The sequence below is a fragment of the Corynebacterium jeikeium genome (genome assembly GCA_003955985.1).
Taxonomy (GTDB): domain Bacteria; phylum Actinomycetota; class Actinomycetes; order Mycobacteriales; family Mycobacteriaceae; genus Corynebacterium; species Corynebacterium jeikeium_D.
In genome coordinates, this window is record CP033784.1 from 832,401 (window position 1) to 853,340 (window position 20,940).

The following is a 20,940-nucleotide window of genomic DNA, read 5'->3' on the forward strand; positions in this document are numbered from 1 at the left end:
CACTCCTGAAAACGAGGGCTCTTGGCAGAAATTGCAAAAGGTGCGAGACAGAGTACCAGTGACTCCACAACGCTAAGCGCTATAGCCCTATTCAGATGAGGTTAATCTGCCATGGGGTTAGACCTGTAATTGAGCCCTGTTTTTCCTGCGTAGGCTACTTCACCCAGAACTTGCCGTCTTCATCCTTGTAGATGATGTCGCCAGCGTGAGCGACCTGGGTGTCATTAACCTGAAGCTCAACCAAATCCAGCGTTTCGACGATTGGTTCAATGTAGACGCCACCGTTAAACCAAACCTTGAAAGCATCTGCTGAAGTCGAAGAACCGGAGAAACGGTGTTCTTCATACTTGTGCACTGGTGCAAAAGGGCAGCCAATAGCCTGTGCGACAGCCGGAGAGGCAGCAACAGCGCCCAGCACAGTAGCGGCACCGATGGCGACAGCGGCGAAAGAGCGAGAGAATTTCATGAGTCAATTCTAAGCGGATTCAGGCCCGGGTGGAAAGGCCTGGATGAACGGCTGCCGCCCGCCGCCTAGCGTCACCCGCCACCTGCCACTTACCGCCACTCGGCAGTAGCCGGGTCAATGCCTTCCTTACGAGCCTGAGCTTCAATCAGCTCCAGCAGGTAGCCAGCATTGCCGCGGTAGTACCGATCAAACCGGGAATCAGCGACGTACATGCGAGCCAGCAGAATCTGCTTTTCTCGGCCAGCCTCGTAGAAGCGGGTAATAGTGGCTAAGTGACGGTCAACTAGCTCGGCCGCCTCGGTGGAGCCTGGCTCGACGTGGCGCTCGGCGGCGTCGGCAAGCGCATCGGCAAAATCCTTAGCCTCTGCTTCAAGCTCGGCCCAGTCGCTGTCCTTCATCTTTTCCTGAGCCTGCTGAGACTGCTCCCACTCAGTAGTGTCGCCCCAGCGCTCCTCAGCTTCGGCTTCGAGTTTCTGCCAGTCACGGCCCAAAAGCTCTGCCTTCGTCTTTGCTTCCATCGTGTGTCCTTCCTCAATCAGTTTGTCCAAAGACTGCACCATGTGGTGCAGGTCAGCGATCTTTTCGGTGAGAACAGTTCGCTGTGCGAGCAAACGATCTTTTCGACTTCTCGGGGAGGAATCGCCGTGGATGAACTCCTCGATAGTCTTCAACGGCACACCAGCGGCGCGGTAGATCAGAATCTCCAGCGCGGTGTCGATGTCCTCGTCGGTGTAGAGGCGGTAGTCGGACCACGTGCGATACTGCGGGCTGAGTAGTCCGATGGCGTCCCAATGTCGCAGCGTGCGCGTGGTAACGCCCAGGAGTTCGGCCGTTTCACCGATGGTGTACTCGTTGTCGTTGTTGCTCACGGGAATCATCTTTCTGTTTGACGTCGCGTCAAGGTCAAGCCCTGACGCCGAAATCAATTGAGGAAGTTAGCCGCGGCAGCCGCAGGGGCGGGGCTGGTCCACGAACCTTCGAGCCGCTACCGCAAGAGCCGAAGCCTGTTGATTGCCGCCGCAACCTCCTGGAAACGCGGTTCCGCGAGATGACCAGAGTTGGTGGACGCAGCTGTCGCATCGAAGAGCGAATGACAAAAGTTGTCGTATTCGCGCTGGATCAGCTCGGTGAGGTCAGTACGCCCATCGAGCTGCTTGACGACGGCCCCCAGAATTCGGGCAATGGCTTCTGTTTGGGAGGAATCCATCAATTGGCCGACAGCACGCAAGTCAAGATTGTCCTTGCCCACCTGAATCAGCTCGAGACCACGCGCACGCGGTGGCTTAGGTGGTTTCGAGCCTCGGCCACGACCACCGCGACCACCGCGACCACCGTGTCCACCACGGCCACCGTGACCGCCACGTCCGCGGCTCTCGCCGGCGGGGAAGTCAGCCTGCAGAAAACGCTCACCGATCTGCGCAAAAGCTGGCGAAGGTGCAGCCGGAGTGGCAGATTCTCGGAGCTCACGGGCGCGCTCGGTGACGTCGTAAGGCGTGTACGCATCCATAGCAATCACGGTGTCCGCGACATCGATGAACGCACCAGAACCACCAGCGACGATGACCGTGGAGATCCCGTGGTCCTCCCAGAGCTCGCGGACCCGTGCGACCAGTGGAGTAATCGGCTCCCGGTCATCGGGGATGAGTCGGCGCATGCGCTCATCACGAATCATGAAGTTAGTTGCGGAGGTGTCCTCATCGATGAGCAACACGCGCGCACCGGAACCCAGCGCCTCCATCAGACCCGCAGCTTGGGAGGTCGACCCCGACGCGTTCGCCGTGGAAAACCGGGTCGTGTCATCACCGGAGGGAAGACCGTTGATAAACGGCGAGATATCCACACCAGTGATGGCCCGGCCGTCCTCGGCACGCAGCGCAACCGCAGTCTCGTCAGCGACCACAAACTCGCGGCCGTCGCCAGCGACATGGTCATACACGCCAGTGACCAGGGAGGACAGTAGCGTGGACTTGCCGTGGTAGCCACCGCCGACAATCAACGTCACGCCCCGCGGAATGCCCATGCCGTGCACCATTTTACCCGACGGCAACTGAAAACTGTGCTGCAACGATTCCGGCGAGGTAAACGCAGTCGCGCCGGGCTTCGGCAGCTGGCTATTGCCCGCCTGACGGGGCAACACCGACCCGTCTGTCACAAACCCAATCAGGTCCGCGTCCGCTACCGCACGGCGCAAAAAGAGCTGGTCATACTCCAATTCCGCGGCTGCCTCGAGCGCATCGATGGGTGCGTTTACAATGGCGTCGTCAAGCGCGTCCAACAAATCCTCACAGATCAAGCGCGCCGCCTCACGCCCGAGAATGCGCCGGCCGCGGGCGGGCAGCTGGATTTCCAGGCAGATCTGGAGGGCATCATCATGCTTATCGACGTCGTGCGCATCCCCACGGAGCTCAGCGACAGCTGTTCGGCGCAAGACCTGCTGCCCCGGAGAATCGATAAACAGCCCGCGGCCATACTTCTTAAAAGCTCGCACGAGGCTGCGGTTCAACAAATCGAGCTCTGCCGTGCTGAACCTGCCGGGTTGTGAGCGGGAGGCTCCGCGATAGTCCAGCACTGACAGCGGAATGTGGACGCGTGCCCGTGATGCTGGAGCGTAAGGGTCGGATTGGACCTTGTCGACAAACAGCGTCGCGTCCAGATCCGGCAGGTCGTGGGAGCCACGAAGAGATTTGTATGCGCCGTAGCTCTTGCCATCGAGGTTGGAGAGACGTCGATAAAGGTCAGCGGGCATATTTCTACTTTCGTTGAGAAGTTGGGTGCTCTTCCCGCGAGTGTAGCGGCAGATGAGACAGCGCGATTCGCTCCTGGAACGGCCTGGGGCAAATGACCGTGTGCGGTAGCGCCGTTGCTGCAGGAAGGTAGCGTGAGAGGCATGACTGATAGCTCGGAAGCTGACAAACCCACGGACGCAGGGAACAACCCAGAGTCGGTGCAAAAACACGCCCGCGCGAATGCCAAGCGCTACGTCTGGGCGAACGGACTACAGAATATCGGCGACCAGATTGTTGCGGCCAAGACGCTGCTGCCATGGCTGCTGCATTCGGCTGGCGCGCCGGGCTTCTTCATCGCCATGCTTGTGCCGGTGCGCGAGTCCGGTTCGATGCTTCCGCAGGCCGCCCTCACACCTTGGGTGAAATCTCGCCCGCGCCGCACAACCGTCTGGATCGCTGGTGCTTTGGGGCAAGCCATCGCAGCAGCGCTGATTGGTCTGGCTGCGTTGTTCCTAGAAGGCACCGCGCTCGGCGTCGCTGTCATCGTCGCGCTTGCAGGCTTTGCGACGGCCCGAGCCCTGTGCTCGATGGCCTCAAAGGATGTCCAGGGCCGCACGATTCCGAAGGGGCAGCGCGGGCAGATTAGTGGCCGAGCTGCGATGTTGGGCGGTGTCGCCGCAATTATTGTTGGTGCAGTGTTGTGGATTATCCGCGACAACGTCACCAAACCAATCGTGGCGGGGCTCATCTTTGTTGCGGCACTGTCGTGGGTAGCAGCAGTTTTGATTTTCCGTGGGATTGTTGAGCCCACCAACGAGGGGGACAAGGAAGAACCGAATAAAACCTGGTGGCAGGACACCTGGCGGCTCTTTAAAGAGGATAAGAACTTCCGCGACTTTGTGATCGTCCGTAGTTTGTTGCTGGTCACAGCATTATCCACGTCGTTCATCGTAACCCTAAGTGCACAGGTGGGAGCTGATCTGGAAGCCTCTGACGGTAGCGGCGGGGGAGTAAGCGCCAATGTCGGTATCTTCATGCTCGCCGCAGGCTTCGCCTCTTTGGTTGGTGGAAAAGTCGCCGGAATCTGGTCGGATAAATCCTCGAAGAAGGTGTTGACCTACTCTTCGCTGGTCGGTTCTATTGTTCTCTTTTTGTTGGTCGCAAGTGCTCACTGGCTTTCCGCCGGTGCGAACGCTTGGATTTTCCCGCTCGGCTTCTTCGCGATGTCCGTCGTCCACGCCGGTGTTCGCGTGGCTCGTTCGACCTATGTTGTGGACATGGCAGAAGGCGACAAGCGCACCGAGTATGTCGGAGCAGCCAACACCATCATGGGCGTTGTCCTGCTCATCGTCGGTGCGCTTTCGGGTGTTATCGCCAGCTTCGGCCCTGCGGCAGCTTTAATCTTCCTGGCACTAATGGGACTGGTTGGTGTCGCTATGTCCAGCAGGCTGAAGGAAGTCTCGGCGCCGCACAAGGTGACGCCTTAGCAGGGCAGTTCTTTAACAAGGCGGAAGCACTAGCTCACACTAACCGCTACAGCCTCATCGTTCTTGCGCCTGACAATGTCAATAACCAGCGCAGTACCGATCACCGCAGCCCGCGTTTCCTCGTTCAAGTTCGGCTCCAAATGCAGAGCGTACGTGTCCTTGCCGGTAATAGCGCCTTTGAGACCACGGTACTTCCGGTCAATCTTCGCAATCGGGCGTCCCTTGCTGGTCAGTGCGTAATTTTTACCGCGGAAGCCGCCGTCAACATCGACGTCGGAAAGCCCTTTGACGGACAAAGTTAGCCGTGATTTTAGGCTGAATCGTTTGGTCTTGGCTGTGGCGATCTTAGCGCCGTTGGGTGTGAGAACCTTGTATGTGTCGCCGAAAACGTTCGCGGGGTCGGTGATGGTGAGGAGCTTGTCGCCCTCTTTGCCATCCTCGTCCACATCGAAGATGTCGTACTTGACACCGATGCCCAACATGCGGCGACCCAGTGATCCCGCTTGGGCAATTTGGGCAATCTGGGTGCCGTTGTCATCGAAAATGGAGTATTCACTGCGCATAACGTTGCGTGTTTCTTGAATCAGCAGTGTGTCGGTCGTAAGCAGTCGAGGTTTCTGTGTGTTCACGAATTAGCTCCAAACTCGATGACAGTTATTTAGAACTCTACGACCATCTTGCCGGTATTGCCTCCGCTAAACAGTTCGAGGAATGCAGCTGGCATGTTCTCGATACCGTGGCGAGTGGTGACATCGTAGGCGACCTTACCGCTGACGACCAGCGGAGCCATTCGCTCCTGGAATTCACCTGCCAGGTGCAGGTACTTGCCCAAGACGAAGCCGCGCAGCGTAATGCACTTGCCAATCGCCAGAGCCAAGTTACGTGGTCCGGTCGGCGCTCCAGTGTTGTTGTACTGGGAGATTGCGCCACACATAGCAACGCGGCCAAAGGTGCGCATCGCGCCGATGGCTGCCTCGAGATGGTCGCCACCGACGTTGTCGAAGTAGAAGTCGATGCCCTCCGGCGCTGCCTGTGCCAGCTGTTCTGCAACCGGGCCGTCGTTGTAGTTGAAGGCGGCATCAAAGCCGAGTTCGAGTAGGCGCTCAACCTTTTCGTCCGAGCCGGCGGAACCAATGACACGGGATGCGCCCATCTGCTTGGCAAACTGACCAGCAGCCGAGCCGACCGCACCAGCAGCGCCAGAGATAAAGACGACGTCGCCTTCCTTCATCTCTCCGACAGCAGTCAGGCCAACGTAAGCAGTAAGGCCAGTAAGACCAAGGATGCCCAGGTAGGCAGCAGCCGGTGCAACGTTCAGGTCAACCGGTGTTGCCTCGGAATCGGCAATAACAGCATTGGTCTGCCAGCCATAAGAGTGGCGGACAGCGTCGCCAACCTGGAACTTATCCGACTTGGACGCAAGGACAGTGCCCACAGCGCCGCCAGTCATTGGCTGGTCAAGCTGAAAAGGAGGAACGTACGACTTGGTGTCGTTCATACGGCCACGCATGTAGGGATCGACGGTAGCGACCGAGTTGGCTACCAAAATGTCGCCGTCGTTAAGCTCTGGCAAATCGACGGTCTCGAGGCGGAAATTCTCGTCAGTCGGCAGGCCGGTCGGTCGGGAAGCTAGAACCCACTGCTGAGTGGTGGTGGGCAGTTCGGTTGTGGACGATGCATCAGTGGAAGTCACTGTTTTTCTCCTGTTGCGTATTTCTGGATCTATTGTCAGATTGTTGTTGCGTGGCCTCTATATCGTGATAGATATCCGAGCCACGTAGGCTGCCACTGTACCGTTGCCGGAGTGGTTCAGGCTATGCCTAGACATGTTTTTATAACTTAAAGCGATTGGAAAAACGCAGGTTATGCCGCTTGTACCCAGGAATCGAGGCGCTCAATTAGAACGTCCAAATCGTCCAGCAGAGGCATGCCGGGCAGTCGTTCGGCGATCACGTTGCGGACGCTTGTGTACCACCACAGTTGCTGGCTCGGAGTTGAACGAAAGCGTTCCCACAGAGCGTGGCCATCGCGGTCTAAATCCTCCAGAGTCTGGCTGAGATTGTGGAACTTATCCGCAGCGGCCACGATGACAGATTCCTCGCTGCCATGAGAAAGCTGCTCCAGGTAGGCATCGGCACGCTCCTGCCACGAGGGCAGGGAAGAGTCTTTGGTGACGCCCTCGACGATCTCAACCACGCGAGGCCCGAACTCATCTTCCATCTCGGCACGTGAGTAGTTTTCCGGCACGTCTTCCAAAATGTCGTGGAAGAGGGCTGCCAACAGCACGTCTTCGTCGTTAGTCACGCTCGCCGCAATCAACATCACCGACATCGGATGGCTGATATAGGGAACGCCCGAGCCCTTTCGGTAGTGCCCATCGTGCGCGCGAGAGGCGATAGCGATGCCGCGCATGAGCCTGTCGCTAGGGCGTGCCGAAGCAAAGGTGTCAGCGTTTTCCATGGGTATCCCGACCTTTCGTTGATGCTTGAAAAATAGCAGCGTCTAAGCTTGAACATCATGAACGTCGCAGAAGTAGATCCGCTCATCGAGTCGATGTACCGGTGGTCCGATGTCAGTGGTGTCCTGCTCATGGGCATCATTGGTGGCACCATCGCCCGGCAACGAGGCTACGACATCATCGGGTTCTTCTTTATTGCGCTGTTCTCCGCACTGGGCGGCGGCATGATTCGCGATGTTCTGATTAACCAGGGCACCGTCGCCGCAATGAGCCAGCCGGAGTACCTAATCCTGGCGTTTACTGGTGCGCTCATTGCGCGATTTTTCTATTTCAAAGGAAAGACCTGGGAATACGTTCAGGTCCACGGTGACGCTGTGGTCTCGGGACTCTGGGCAGCTACGGGAACGGTCAAAGGCGTCACGTATGGTCTGCCCATTCTGCCGTGCATCATGATGGGCGTTTTCACCGCCACTGGTGGTTCCATGATCCGCGACATTGTGACCGGGCGAGTACCCGCTGTTTTCGGCGGCAACCAGCCCACGGTCATCCCGGCCGTGGCTTGCGCGGTCATTGTCATCGGAGGCCACCATTTGGGATTTATGGCCGTGTCCATGGTCATTGGTCCCGTCGTCAGCATTCTGCTGTCGCTGCTGGGGTACTGGGGTAATTGGCGAGTGTCGGCACACTCGGAGTGGGCGCCACTGAACGACACCGCGGCGCAGATTGCGGTCCTCGCACGTCGAGCAGAGGGCAAGAGCCGCGAGGTTGGTCGACGTTTCGAGCCCGCACGCCTCCGCAGCTGGCGTCACCGACAGATGGAAAAAGCGCTGCAGCGTCGCATTCAGGCTGAGGTTGATAGGGGAGTGTCGCGTTCCGACGCCGAGGCCAACGCGGAGGAATTCCTGGAGGAGTTCAATGCGGACTTCCCAGCGGATCTGCACATGCCGACGGCGCAGCAGGAGACAGTGCAGGATGACAGCGACGAATCCGATTTCGGTGTGGACCTATCCGGTGATTCCTATGATGACTACGGAGAAGATACGGCACTGCGGCAGCGGGAATACCGGGAGATGTTGGATCAAATTCTTGCGGACGATGAGGCGACCGATTTACTCGTCGCAAAGCTGATGAAGAAATACGAGCAGCGGGATTAGAGGAGCGGCAGAGACATGGCATCGACGAGTACTGCAAGCAGGCATTTTGGGTACATTATTAAGGAACACACCGTTGAGGTGCCCTGGGATCCTTTTACCGAAGCTGCGAATGCCGCGACATTTGAGCTTTTCGCCAGGGAAATCTATGCGCCAGGAAATGAGGATGCGCCGGCAATTGTCTATTTGCAGGGCGGCCCGGGATTTCCGGCACCGCGTCCGGTAGGTGCCAGCGGAGTAATCGGTGAGGCGCTGAAGGAATTCCGCGTCATCCTGCTGGATCAGCGCGGCACTGGGCGCTCGCATCGAATTGATGCGGCCAATATTGCAGATGTTCCGGCCGAGCGGCTTGCCCAATTGCGTCAGGAATACATCGTCGAAGACGCGGAGGCATTGCGAAAGCATTTGGGCATTGCCAAATGGTCGCTGTATGGCCAGTCTTTTGGCGGGTTTTGTATTACTTCGTATCTCAGCTGCTATCCGGAATCCGTGGAGCACGCTTATCTCACAGGCGGTTTACCTGTTCTGGACCGTGGTGCTGACGACCTTTATCGCACGACGTATGCGAAGCTGCGCACCCGTCACGAGCGTTTTTATCGCGAGTATCCGTGGGTCGAAAACCGAATTCGAGAAATCTGCGCGCACCTCGAGCAATCTGCAGAAACTCTCCCCACCGGTGAGCGACTGAGTTCTCGCCGATTCCGCACCATCGGAATTGAATTAGGCCGCGGAGATGGATTCCACAATCTGGCGTATTTGTTGGAAGAGCCATTCCACATTCGCAATGGCGAAAAGCAATTGCGCACCGATTTTCTGGCCGATGTAGGGACCCGCGTGAGTTTCGCCGACGGTCCGCTATACGCCGCGATTCATGAATCCATTTATGGTGGCGTCGGGAACCAGCCCACAACTAATTGGGCAGCTCACCGTATTCGCGAGGAAATCCCAGGTTTTGAAGAAAAAGCCAATCCTGCAGGAGACGAGCCGTTTTATCTCACCGGTGAGCACGTTTTCCCCTGGCAATTCGACGAGGACCCCGCGCTCGTTCCTTTCAAGGAAAAGGCGGAAGCATTTGCGCAGCACACCTGGGAAAGCTCGCCGTATGATTCCGCACGCTTGCTTGCCGACGCCCCGACCTCGGCAGCCGCGGTTTACCTCGACGATATTTTCGTGCCGTTCGAGTACTCCATGGAGACAGCCAACTGCTACCGGGACCTGCGGCCACATGTGACCAATGCATTCCAGCATGACGGCATTCGCCACGATGGTGCGGCAATCTTTGCCCGGCTCCGCGAGCTCGTCGAGGATCACTAGGATGCCAGTTTGCCGGTGGAGATTCTCTCCCCGTAGAACTTCAAACCTCCGCAGAACCTCATGTAGTCCAGCATTGCCTCTCGGTGCCGTCTATCCTGGTGAGCATGTCGACAGCAGAGTTCTGGGATGGGAAATTCACCGCAGATCGCGAGGCCGCAAGTGACGGTTCGCGCTCTTTCTTTGGCGGCGAACCGAATCCGACAATCGCGCAGCATGTTGAGGTAATCTGGAAAGGTTTCTCCGACCCCTCACGTGCGCTCGACCTAGGCTGTGGCCGTGGCCGTCACACGGTGTGGTTAGCCAGCCAGGGCTGGGATGTCACCGGCATGGATTTCTCCAGCGTCGGGCTCGAACATACTGGAGCCGCGTTGGCAGCTGAAGGGCTCTCTGCGAACCTGGTCCAGCAAGACTTAACAGACTGGCAGCCGGAAGCAGGAAGCTTTGAGCTGGTAGTCGCCGCATTTATTCACCTGCCGCGCAGGGACAGGGAGAACCTCTGGCGAGCCGTCGCTGAGGCTCTCACTCCGGGTGGCTACTTTGTCTCAGTCTCACACCATCCGGACAACGAAGTCCACGGCCCGGGAGACCCCGAGCTGCTCTACAGCGCGGATGAGGTCACTGATTTCTTTGCGCACGAGCCGCAGAGTCTCGAAGCGGTGGTGGCGCAGCGTGACGTCGTCAAGCAAATCGATGGCAAGAACGTTGTCGACACCGTGGTGGTGCTGCGGAAGACCTGCGCAGAGAGCTAGACCGAGCCTAGACCTCTGCGCGCGCAAGTCGAGCAAAGGCACCGTCGGCGCTCAAGAGGTTGTCATAAGTGCCACGTTCGATGAGCTGGCCGTTTTCAATGACCAGGATGTCATCGGCCTCGGTCAAAGTCTGAAGCCGGTGTGCAATGAAGATGCAAGTCGCGCCACATGCGCGGGCATTGTCGACGATACGAGCCTGTGTCAGCGGATCCTGGTGGCTGGTGGCTTCGTCGAAAATAACAATCTTTCCGGCGAGGTGTGCAGCGAGGTCATTGGGCTTAGTGCCGTCGGCTAGTACCGCGCGTAAGTAGGTGCGGGCCAGCGCCAGACGTTGACGCTGACCACCGCTGAGCCGCTGCGCGCGGCGGCCAATGGGCCTGTCCAGCGGCATCTCAGCAGGGTTGATGGCGGCGAGTTCGAGCGCCCAGTGCATCAGTGATTCGGGAACCTCGCAGCCATCAGGCGCGCCGAGACATAGATTCTCAGCGATGGTGGCCTCCATGAGAAAGGGATTCTGATCTGCGACAACAACCGTTCGGCAGACATTGGTTGAGCCGAGGTCACGGGCATTGTGGCCATTGATGATGACCTCGCCGACATCCGGATCGACATGCCGCTGGATTAGCCGGGAGAGTGTGGACTTGCCCGAACCAGTTGGGCCGACCACACCGATGAACTGGCCTGAGGCAATGCGCAGATTGATCTTGGTCAGTGCAGGGTTATCGGCGCCAGGGTAGCGGTAGCTGACATCGCTCAGTTCGAGGGCAGGGACTGAGTCGCCGGAGTTGGCCCTCGCGGTCTGCGCGTGGTGCAGGTCCAGCGACTCCGGCTGCTTCGGCTCTTCCACAGTCGGCGGCTGCGCGGCCAGCTCCCTGATCCGAGTGACTGCATTGAGTCCCGCTGGCAGAGAAGATGCCAGGCGCTCGATCGAATCCATTGATGAAGCAGTTCCCGCCACCAGGGACGTCGTCACCAAAACAGCAGGGAGCATACGGTAGTCGGCTGAAAGCGCCGGGATACCAGCACAAAAGACGGCAATGCTGCCACCCCAAATCCGAAGTCCGGTCGCGCCAGAGCGCAGTCCAGCCCGCTTGCCACCTGCACGCATTTTCTGAGCAAGCTGTTCATCGAGCTCACGCAATCCCCGCAGCCGCTGCTCGGCTGCGCCGTAGATGAGGATTTCCTCCCGAAGGCGCAGCGTATCGGCAATGTACTGTGCAATGTCCGTGCGTGTGGAGTTCGTTGCGGAAGCCTCCGCAGTCGCCTTCTTAGAGCCCGCGAGTGCAATCACAAAGCCAACCGCGAAGGTCAGCGTCAGAGCAATCGCAGGCAGGGCTCCAGCAGTCAATGCCGCTGTCATGACCGCCATAAGCGGAATTAGTACGGCCGTCACCGCGGGCGCAATTGTGTGCGCGAAGAAGACTTCCACACGGTCAACATCACGAATCGCAATCGTGTGGATTCTGGCAGTACCCAGCCCATCGGTTACCGCGGGCGCCTGCGGGATAAGACGCTCGACGATCCACAGCCGCAGCTCGCCGAGCAGCCGAAATGCAGCCAGATGCCCGAGGTACTGCTCGACATACCGCAGAATCGCTTTCAACAGCGCCAGCCCTGCAACCACGCCAATGACCGCCCACGTCCACTGCATGCTCAAGCTTTGCGACGAGTCGGTTGCGTCCCACTTCGACAGCGCAATTGTGGCAATTGCCCAGGCGGGCACAGCCAGCATCAATGCACCCAGAATGTGCCCAGCCACGCGTGCGAGGATAGATGTACTGAGCGCTCCGCGAGCCTGTGCGGAAAAGCGCAGCAACCAGATGATGTTGTTCATGTCAGCTCTCCTCGGTCAGCGCTCGTGCGTAATACTCATTGCTTGTGCTCAGTTGGTCGGGTTTGCCCGCAGCCACGATCCGGCCTTCGGCGACGACAATGACCAGATCAACGTCCGATAGCGCTTCCATGCGGTGAGCGACCATGATGCTCGTTCGTCCTTCAGCAAGGCGGGTCAAGGACTCCTTGATGAGACCTTCCGTCCGACGATCGATGTCCGCTGTCGGCTCGTCGAGAAGCACAATCGGAGCGGCGCCGAGCAGACCACGCGCAATGGCCAGGCGGCGTCGTTGCCCGCCTGAGAGCCAATTGCCCTGATCGCCGACCTCCGAATCGAGACCACCAGGGCGCTGCTCGATTTCGGTGAGTAAGTGCACGTCGCGAAGTGCTTTTCGCATATCGACGGCCGTTGCGTCCGAGCATGCGATGCGAAGATTGTCCGCGACGGTGGTGCCGAAGATGGCTGGTTGCTGGGAGATGAGCAGCGAGTTGGCGAGCAACTCCGGGGTTGAAAGCGCGTGGCTGTCAAGGCAGACTTCCCCGGAATGCGGCTGTAGGCCTGCGAGTACACGCAGGAGTGTGCTCTTTCCGGAACCGCTGGGGCCAACGATGCCGACTCTGCTGCCGGCTGGAATTGTCAGGTTGATATCGGAGAGAATGCGCTTTTCGCCGATGTCAACGCTCACATCGCGGAGGGAAATCTCCGGTGCGTGCGGTGCGGAGGCTTTGGCGGAATGCGCTGTTCCGGTTGTGAACGCTTTAGCGGCAGGCTCACCGAATACCTCCACTATTCCGTTTCGATGCGTGCGCCCGCCGAGTCCGATGTAGAAAGTGCGGCCGACGCGATTGACGGGCTCGTAGAGCAGAACGGATAGGAAAACGCCTGCGAGAGCTGTGCCAACGCTGATTGCATCTGCCTGCAAACGCAGCAAGACAAGACCGATTGCGGTCGTCGACATTGCAATACCAAAAACCGCGTCGTTGACAATAATCATCAGCTGATTGCGGGCGAGTAGGGCGGTGAGCTCAGACATCGCAGTGCGAGTTTGGCTGGCAAAACGTGCCATGACTCGATCAATTGCTCCAAGAACTTTGAATGTTCCCAGCCCTTCGAGCATCTCCAAGTAGGCATGCGTGGCCTTCGCTTGCTTTCGGCGATACGTCGCATTGGATTTCCGCAGAATCTTTCCCGCACCAATAATGATCAGCGGCGTGGAAATGAAAAATAGTGCCAGCCACAAGGCGGTTTTCGTATCCACCCACAAAGCCCAGACCGCCAAAATGATCAGTGGAGCACTAAACGAGGCCAACGTGGGAGCGAGAAATGTCGCTCGGTAGTTCGCGGTCTGTTCGACGCTTGTGGTCGCGGCATCGAAGAGTAGGCCTTCGCCAGTGTTGGACGCGCTTCGGTGTGAGTGACCGGATTTCCCGCCACCGTGCCCTCTTCCATGCGCGTGCTTCGGGGCTTGTTCAGGAGCGGAAAACTCCGGCTTCAGCACACTGCCAACCACATGTGAGCGCCACAGCTTTTCCTGCTCGCCAGCAAGCCGTGGTGGCAATGCCTCGGTGACATAAGCACAGAGGCTTCCCAGAATGACCGCCACAATTGCAGCGGACAGGGATTCATGAAGTCCCCACTGCCCAAACCAGTTGCCGCCACTGGTGTCTGCGACACCGCCGTACAAACTGCTTAGAGCATCGAGCGTGTATCCAAGAGACACGGCGCTGAGAGCGAAGAAAAAGCTGCGCCCCCAGCTGGATAACAAAACCCAGTGCATTCGGCGGGGTGGGGAAGTCAGTGCTTCATGAATCCACATAGCGACGTGAAAACCTATTTTCTATTTAGCCAGTGCGTCAGCGATCTCACGCAGTCCATCGGGCATGTGCATTCCGGCGGTGCCAGAGGTCGTCTTCGCATCAATTAGTTGCACTCGATCATTCTTGACCGCAGCGACGTCGGCAAGCGCCGGATTATCCAGCAACTCCTGGAATGGAGCCTTGCCCTGGCCGTGGAAATCCTGAATCAAAATGACATCCGGATTCAGCTGCACAATTGTTTCCGGATCAGCGGGAACGGCACCCGGGCGCTTACCCTTTGGCGAAATCGGCTCGCCACCGGCCAGCTCAACGAGATTCGTCGTCGCCGACTGCATGCCCATAATCATCTTCTGACCACCGCGGGCAAACAGGACCAGCGTCTTTGGCTTAGTTGTGGAATCAATTTCCGAGAGAATCTCTTCGGTTTCCGATTCAATCTTGGCAACCATCTCGGCCGCCTTGTCTTCGGCTCCGAGCAACTTGCCGAGCTTGGTCACCGACTCCGCCAGCGCCTTCGGCGAGGCGAAATCACTGCTGGCAAACGCCGCGGTCGGAACATCGCTGGCCCCCAGCAGCTCACTTGCCGACTGCTCCTGATCATGGCGGCTGGTCATCAACACCATGTCCGGCTCATAGGACAGAATCTGCTCCGGATCCGGCTTCGTGGAGTTGGCAATCGCGTTGGGAACCTGACGCGCCAGCCCAACCTGATTACCCGAGCTCTCATCGAGCGCATTCTTCGTCACGGCTACGACACGCTCTGGCCCAACCAGTTCCAACGCCAGATCCGCAACCTCAGTCGACAGTGCAACGATGCGCTTCGGCTGGCTCTGCACCGTAACGTCGTGATCGCCGACGGTCACAGTACGCGGCCACTGCGCCTGCTGGTTTGTCGAAGTTTCGCTTGACGACGGCTGCTGCGCCGTCTCCTCCGAGGAAGAACAAGCGACCACCGCAGCGAGCGGGAGTGCTGCAATCAACGGCAGAGTGACGGCCTTTTTAGAGTTTCGCTTCAAGGCAGAGATAGGAGAAGTTGGTGAAAACACGAAAGTACTTCCTTGAGTGTTGAGTTTTGATTGTTGGGGAGTTTTCGGTTGCGTTGGTGCTAGCTGGAATCAGACAGTGTGAGTCAGACAGTCTGAAACAGCCAACTGCAATCAGTCAGCCGGGCGAGCCCGAGCCAACGCCGTCACTCGCACCGAACCGGTATGTGGATCGGTATCGACAGCGCTGGAGATGCGATAAATCGCATCTATTCGGGGAGGCGTCAGCACTTCTTCGGCGGAACCAGTGACTTCCAATCCGCCGTTGTGAATCACACTGAGCCGGTGGCAGCTGCGGGCCGCGAGGTTGAGGTCATGAAGGACGACTCCGATACCGTGGCCCTCGTCGGCAAGCTCGCCGAGCAGCTCGAGGATTTCCAGCTGAAACCCGATGTCCAAGGCCGCAGTGGGTTCGTCGAAAAGCATGACCTTGGCCTGTTGTGCCAATAGCTTTGCGATGAACACCAATTGCCGCTGCCCGCCGGACAGACCCGTGATGGGACGGTCGGCGAGTGCGGTGACACCAACGCGGTCGAGGGCATAGGCGACGATGTCGTGGTCCGTGGAGTTCAGTGAGCTGTGGAAACGGTCACGCCGACGGTGGTGCGCGTACCTGCCGAGTGCCACGACAGTTCGAACGTCAATAGCGGCATCGGCCGGTGTGTGCTGCGGCAGGTACGCCAACCGGGTGGCGCGTTCGTGGGCACGAAGCTTCGTCAGCGGCGCACCGAGGAGCTCAACCTGCCCCGAACTCGGTGTCACAATGCCCGCCATAGCACGGAGCAAGGAGGATTTTCCGGTGCCATTGGAACCGATGATGCCGTGGACCTCGCCAGGTCGAATAGCGAGGTTCACGCCACTTACGACGGTCCGATTGCGGTAACCGACACTGAGGTCGGTAGCCCGCAGCAGCGCGGTGCTATCGGCGTCTGGCTTAGTGACGTGGTCGCTGAGGTTTTGTGTCTGCTGACTCATGACTGGCGGCCACCTTGCCGAAGAATCAACGCGAGTAGCGCCGGTGCGCCAAGGAACGCGGTGACTGTGCCAGTTTGCAGAGCAACTGGGGAAAAGAGACTGCGGGCGACGAGGTCGGCGAGAATTAGAAACACTGCGCCGAGGCACATAGAAATGGGCAGCAGGCTGCGGTGATCGGGGCCGATGGCAAGGCGAATCAGGTGCGGGACGACCAATCCGACAAAGGAAATAACGCCAGTGACAGCGACGCCCGCTGCCGTGACTAACGCAGCCAGGGCGAGCAGCAGTTGCCGGATCCACACTGTGCGCATACCAGTGGCAGCGGCCTGTTCTTCGCCGAGGAGGAACAGGTTGAGTTCGGGAATGAGCATCATCAAGATAACCGTGCCGACGGTAATGGGGCCGACTGCCAGTGCAATGTCCTGCCAATTCGAAGCAGTTAAATCGCCGTTGAGCCAGAACATGGCCTGTTGAGCGTCATCGCTGTGTGGCGCGTTCGCGATGGTGGCGGAGATGACTGCGCCGAGGAACGCGTTGAGTGCAATACCGACGAGCAACAGGGTGGCTCCACTGCCGCCATTGAGACCGGCGACGATTTGGACAAATATGACAGCCAGCAACGCGCCTATGAATGCGCCAGCCGAAAGAACCCACGGTGCTTTCGCGGCCACGCCAGTGACGATGAGAATGACGGCTACCACTGCTGCACCGGAGGAGACACCGGTAACACCGGGTTCGGCCAGCGGATTGCGAAAAACTGCCTGCATAGTTGCACCTGCGACAGCGAGCGAGGCACCGACCAGTCCAGCAAGGAGGACACGGGGCAGCCGGATGCTCCAGACAAGTGATTGCGTGGCAGGGGATATCTCTGGCAGAAGGTGGTTGAGAGCCGGGAGGTCGTCGGAAAGCGTCTTGATGAGCGGGGTGAGCAGCGCGACGATGCCGTTGCTGAAACCTGTTCCCGCGGGGCCTATGGAGATCGCCAAGAGGATTGTGGCGGGGACGGCCAGGAAAAGTAGAAAGCCGAAGAGCCGGGCTCGAAGTTTTTGTTTTCGAGTGCGCGGAAGAGAAGCTCTATCGACAATAGTTTTCACTTGGTTAATGATGCGCAATTTGAAAATAATTGTCAATAAAGGCGTGTCGGTGAGGCTGTGGGGTCCCCTAAGAACAGCAAAACCCCGCACCAGCTCCCTTGTGAAAACAGGGTGCTAATGCGGGGTGAAGAAGCTCTGTAGCTTACTTCTTGTCGCCCAGGCGCTCGTCTGCCATGTCGCGAACCTTCTTGATCTGGTCGGCCTTGTCCTCGCCGAGCTTGTCCTTGCCCAGCTGCTCAGCCTTGTCCAGAACCTTGTCGGTGTTCTCTTCGTTGCTCAGTGCTTCCTTGGCCTTGTCCATAAGTCCCATGGTGAAGACTCCTTCCATTTTTAATGTCTATTCGCGTTTTTTTCGTTTGCGGCATAGAGTGTACCGATGAATTGGCGACGTTGCGACCGTTTTGGACTCACGGAGCGGATCCGGGATTCGACTGGCAACACCGTGACTGACGGCTATTGAGTGGCTATTAAGCTGTCTTGGTGCGGGCTTCATCTGCCTTGTGCATGACATCGCGCTCGTACTTGCCGACGAAGATCATAAGGACAAACGCAATAGCGACAACGCCAATGAGGGTTGCGAATGTGACATTCCAGCCTGCGAAGTCGATCAAGAGACCGACACCAGTGGAGGCGAGTGTTGCGCCGAGAAGGTAGCCAAACAATCCGGTGAAACCAGCTGCGGTTCCCGCAACATACTTAGGCGAGAGGTCGATGGCCTGCAGTCCGATGAGCATGATTGGGCCGTAAATGAGTGCGCCGATCAGGGAGATGAGTACATAGAACATCCACAATGGTGCCGTAGCGGGTAGCTGCCAGTATGCGAAAATGGTGATGCCGGTGCCGATCAGGAAGAGCATGCCGGCGCCTGAGCGCCAACCCTTGAAGACCTTGTCGGAGACCCATCCGCACAGCAGGGTGCCCACAATTGCTGCGCCCTCGTAGAGCATGAATCCGATGATTCCGCCCGTGACGTTGGTCTTGTGCAATTCGTTTGTCAGGTAAATCGGAATCCAGTTGAGAACGCCGTAACGAAGTGCGTAGACGAACACATTGGCCAGCGCCAACATGACGATAACCGGATTGGTAAGAACATGGTTCTTGACGATTGTGAACCAGGGTTCTTGTGCCTCGTCATTAGTTCCTTCGACCTTGTCTGGGTCGTTACGGTATTCCTCTACCGGAGGCAGTCCCATGGATTGCGGGTTGTCTCGAATCAGCAGGAATGCGATGGCAGCAATCACGAGCGCGACAATCGCCGGTAGCCAGAATGCGGGAGTCCAGTCGGCATCGGAAGTGGCGAACGAATGCAAGCCCCAGGCTGCCAGAGCACCGCCGACGGCGGCGCCAACATTGTGGGCAGTGTTCCAGATCGACATCAAAGTGCCACGCTCGGATGTCGAGAACCAGTGGACGACAACTCGTCCAGAGGGAGGCCAGCCCATGCCTTGGAACCAACCGTTGATGAACATGACTGTCGCGAATACTGCAACAGAAGCGCTGATGGCCGGGACGAACGCAACAAAGAGGTTTACGACCGCGGACAGTGCTAGGCCAAGTGGGAGGAAGTACCTGGCATTGGCTCTGTCGGAGAGCATGGCCATGAAGAATTTGGATAGGCCGTAGGAGAACAGCACGGCATTGGCTACGATGCCAATTCCGGCTGCGCCCAGTAGGTCGTGCTTTTCCAGTACGGCGGACACCAGGGGGATGTTATTTCTGATGAGGTAGAAGCCCGCGTAGCCGATGAAGATGCCCATGAAGACGTTGAATCGCCAGGTCCGGTAGGTCGGGGCAATCTTTTCCTCGGGGAGGGGAGCTGCTGGGCCGGGTGCGCTGAGCCAGCCGAGCCTCTGACTGCTCATAATGACAGTCCTTTCGCTGAAGGCCGCCGTTTCCTCTAATGCAACCCGGGTGGGGAGCTAGGGCAGCGGGCGGAGAGCTTTATCGTTTCAGCGATGAGTTTACAGTGGCGTCAATCCTTGTTAACGGGTTGTTAACCTCTCGGTCTTGGAGGCCTTTGAGAGGGGTTGGCGTAAAAGCAATTAATGCTTGTCGCCACCTAAAGAATGTCGTTAATAGCCTCGGTGGGACGCGCTATCCTTACCCCCTTGTCAGTGACAACAAACGGGCGCTCAATCAGGCGTGGGTGCGCGACCATTGCGTCCAGGAGTTCATCGTCACTGGAATCCCTGGAAAGCCCTAGTTCCTTGAACTCCGCTTCCTTCGTACGCACAGCATCGATGACATTCAGGCTGGCCGCCTTAATTAGTGAGCGCAGCTCGGCCTTAGTTGGGGGAGTGTCCAGGTATTTGATGATTTCCGGTTCGATTCCGGCTTCGCGCAGTACGGCGAGAGCCTGGCGGGACTTTGAGCAGCGGGGGTTGTGATAAATCTTCGCTTCCATGTCTCCATCATGGCCGATGTTGTGGCGTAAGGGTTGGCGCTGTGGAGTGACGGCCTGCGGATAGGGTTTGTTCAATGTTTATCCTTAAAAAATGTCATACCGAAAACACTTAAGTTCAATAGGTTGAAAATCGCTGTCGTTAGGTTTACTCTCACATGTGATAGATGAACGGCGAAGTGCGCCCCAACCGCCCCTAAGGTGACCCGATTTACTGAAGCGGCCGGTCAGCGTAGCCGTCGTAAAGCAGGAACAAACAATCAAGAGCGGACACCAACATGACAATTTCCGGAAAACTTTCGCGATCAGCCAAGTCCATGTGTGCGGGTCTTTCGATTTTGCTAGCGGGCGCTGGCCTTGCAGCGTGTGGCGATAGCAGTGAGGGAGCCAGCGGCGAGAACCCAATCAACGTCGTGGCTTCCACGACGCAGATTTGTGATTACGTGAAGCAACTGGACATCGATGCAGTTGATTTGACCTGCCTGTTGGCGCCGAATGCAACAGCACATGAGCTGGAAATGACCCACGAGCAGCTGACCAAGACTGGTAACGCCGATCTCTTGTTCGTCAACGGCGTTGACCTGGAGCACTTCCTGGATCAGGCGATTGAGTCCTCGGGCTTTTCCGGAACGATGGCAGTAACCAGTGGCGTTCTCACTGCAGGTGACGTAGATGCCATGAAGGCAGCCAAGGACACGGACAAAACAAAGCCACTGCCACCAGAGAAGGCGAAGAATGGTAACTACACCATCGACCGAGGGGTGGAAAAGATTGATGTCGCCCCATGGCCATTCCCGCCGGAAGAACCCGGTGAGGAGGCGGAATTCCGCTTCGATCCGCATGTATGGACCTCACCGAAGAACGCCAAGATCCAGGTTGCCAATATCGGCTATGCCCTGGAACAGGTCGCTGAGGAACGTGGCGACAATGAGCTGAAGTCCACCATCGCCGACCACGTTGCGGCCTACCAGGAGAAGCTGAATCAGCTGGATGAGTGGGCAAATAAGTCCATCGCCACCGTGTCGGACCCTGTGCTGTTTACCAGCCACGATGCCTTTGGATACTTCTCCCACGAGTTCAATATCAACTTCATCGGCGCAGCGCTGTCTGATTTCAACGAGCAGCAGGATGCCACGGCCGCGCATATCGCCGAGGCGGCAAAGACCGTGAAGGACTCGGGTGCAACCGCGCTGTTTGCGGAGAACTCGAACAACTCGAAATCAATTGAGGCGATCGCCAAGGCCGCAGGTGTCAAGGCCATCGTTGGTGAGGACGCACTCTACGGCGACTCCCTTGGTCCGGCTGGCAGTGCCGGCGAGACCTACATCGGTTCCATCATCCACAACGTCACTCAGGTTGTGACGGCATGGGACGGAACTGTCGCGCCGCTGCCAGAGGGCATCAAGTGAGCCGTAACCGCTTAGC

At 58.0% G+C, this 20,940-nt stretch carries 19 protein-coding genes; 5 read left to right on the plus strand and 14 right to left on the minus strand.

Annotated elements, in window-relative coordinates; translation table 11 throughout:
* Positions 1–154: 154 nt before the first annotated feature.
* From EGX79_03690 to EGX79_03700, 3 genes are all read right to left on the minus strand, one after another.
* Positions 155–466: a hypothetical protein gene (locus EGX79_03690; GenBank protein AYX81361.1), complete on the minus strand. Its 312-nt coding sequence runs from the start codon at positions 464–466 to the stop codon at positions 155–157.
* Between the two features lie 89 nt (positions 467–555).
* Positions 556–1,344: a MerR family transcriptional regulator gene (locus EGX79_03695; protein AYX81362.1), complete on the minus strand. Its 789-nt coding sequence runs from the start codon at positions 1,342–1,344 to the stop codon at positions 556–558.
* Between the two features lie 107 nt (positions 1,345–1,451).
* On the minus strand, positions 1,452–3,212 hold the full coding sequence (locus tag EGX79_03700) for an ATPase (GenBank protein ID AYX81363.1): 1,761 nt from the start codon (positions 3,210–3,212) through the stop codon (positions 1,452–1,454).
* 198 nt (positions 3,213–3,410) lie between these two features.
* On the opposite strand from EGX79_03700, the gene EGX79_03705 reads away from it, so the two are divergent.
* Positions 3,411–4,679 carry an MFS transporter gene (locus EGX79_03705; GenBank protein ID AYX82709.1) on the plus strand — a complete coding sequence of 423 codons (1,269 nt, stop codon included), beginning with the start codon at positions 3,411–3,413 and terminating at the stop codon, positions 4,677–4,679.
* Between the two features lie 29 nt (positions 4,680–4,708).
* Here the strand turns inward: EGX79_03705 and EGX79_03710 are convergent, their stop codons facing one another.
* The 3 genes from EGX79_03710 to EGX79_03720 form a co-directional block, all read right to left on the minus strand.
* Positions 4,709–5,242 (minus strand): histidine kinase, encoded by a 534-nt coding sequence (locus tag EGX79_03710; protein AYX82710.1) that lies wholly within the window; start codon positions 5,240–5,242, stop codon positions 4,709–4,711.
* A gap of 95 nt (positions 5,243–5,337) precedes the next feature.
* Positions 5,338–6,339 (minus strand): NADP-dependent oxidoreductase, encoded by a 1,002-nt coding sequence (locus EGX79_03715; protein ID AYX82711.1) that lies wholly within the window; start codon positions 6,337–6,339, stop codon positions 5,338–5,340.
* Positions 6,340–6,542: 203 nt separating this feature from the next.
* The gene (locus EGX79_03720; protein ID AYX81364.1) at positions 6,543–7,139 is read right to left on the minus strand and encodes a bifunctional (p)ppGpp synthetase/guanosine-3',5'-bis(diphosphate) 3'-pyrophosphohydrolase; all 597 of its coding nucleotides are present in this window, start codon (positions 7,137–7,139) and stop codon (positions 6,543–6,545) included.
* Between the two features lie 57 nt (positions 7,140–7,196).
* Between EGX79_03720 and EGX79_03725 the strand changes: the two genes are divergently transcribed.
* From EGX79_03725 to EGX79_03735, 3 genes are all read left to right on the plus strand, one after another.
* A complete protein-coding gene (locus EGX79_03725) occupies positions 7,197–8,291 on the plus strand; it encodes a trimeric intracellular cation channel family protein (GenBank protein ID AYX81365.1) in 1,095 nt (364 codons plus the stop codon).
* Between the two features lie 15 nt (positions 8,292–8,306).
* Positions 8,307–9,602: an alpha/beta fold hydrolase gene (locus EGX79_03730; protein ID AYX81366.1), complete on the plus strand. Its 1,296-nt coding sequence runs from the start codon at positions 8,307–8,309 to the stop codon at positions 9,600–9,602.
* Between the two features lie 104 nt (positions 9,603–9,706).
* Positions 9,707–10,351, plus strand: coding sequence for a class I SAM-dependent methyltransferase (locus EGX79_03735; GenBank protein ID AYX81367.1), 645 nt, complete (start codon positions 9,707–9,709; stop codon positions 10,349–10,351).
* A gap of 7 nt (positions 10,352–10,358) precedes the next feature.
* On the opposite strand, the gene EGX79_03740 is transcribed toward EGX79_03735, so the two are convergent.
* From EGX79_03740 to arsC, 8 genes are all read right to left on the minus strand, one after another.
* Positions 10,359–12,185: an ABC transporter ATP-binding protein gene (locus EGX79_03740; protein AYX81368.1), complete on the minus strand. Its 1,827-nt coding sequence runs from the start codon at positions 12,183–12,185 to the stop codon at positions 10,359–10,361.
* 1 nt (position 12,186) lies between these two features.
* Entirely contained in the window at positions 12,187–14,001 is a 1,815-nt protein-coding gene (locus EGX79_03745) for an ATP-binding cassette domain-containing protein (protein ID AYX81369.1), read from the minus strand.
* 21 nt (positions 14,002–14,022) lie between these two features.
* Entirely contained in the window at positions 14,023–15,048 is a 1,026-nt protein-coding gene (locus tag EGX79_03750) for an ABC transporter substrate-binding protein (GenBank protein AYX81370.1), read from the minus strand.
* A 111-nt stretch (positions 15,049–15,159) separates the two neighbouring features.
* Entirely contained in the window at positions 15,160–16,020 is an 861-nt protein-coding gene (locus EGX79_03755; protein ID AYX81371.1) for an ABC transporter ATP-binding protein, read from the minus strand.
* Entirely contained in the window at positions 16,017–17,204 is a 1,188-nt protein-coding gene (locus EGX79_03760) for an iron ABC transporter permease (protein ID AYX81372.1), read from the minus strand. The genes EGX79_03755 and EGX79_03760 overlap by 4 nt, the downstream gene beginning before the upstream one ends.
* A gap of 52 nt (positions 17,205–17,256) precedes the next feature.
* Positions 17,257–17,424 (minus strand): antitoxin, encoded by a 168-nt coding sequence (locus tag EGX79_03765; protein ID AYX81373.1) that lies wholly within the window; start codon positions 17,422–17,424, stop codon positions 17,257–17,259.
* Between the two features lie 157 nt (positions 17,425–17,581).
* Positions 17,582–18,976: an MFS transporter gene (locus tag EGX79_03770; protein ID AYX81374.1), complete on the minus strand. Its 1,395-nt coding sequence runs from the start codon at positions 18,974–18,976 to the stop codon at positions 17,582–17,584.
* A 197-nt stretch (positions 18,977–19,173) separates the two neighbouring features.
* Positions 19,174–19,518 (minus strand): arsenate reductase (glutaredoxin), encoded by a 345-nt coding sequence (gene arsC / locus EGX79_03775; GenBank protein ID AYX81375.1) that lies wholly within the window; start codon positions 19,516–19,518, stop codon positions 19,174–19,176.
* Positions 19,519–19,793: 275 nt separating this feature from the next.
* Between arsC and EGX79_03780 the strand changes: the two genes are divergently transcribed.
* Entirely contained in the window at positions 19,794–20,924 is a 1,131-nt protein-coding gene (locus tag EGX79_03780; GenBank protein ID AYX81376.1) for a zinc ABC transporter substrate-binding protein, read from the plus strand.
* Positions 20,925–20,940: the final 16 nt, after the last annotated feature.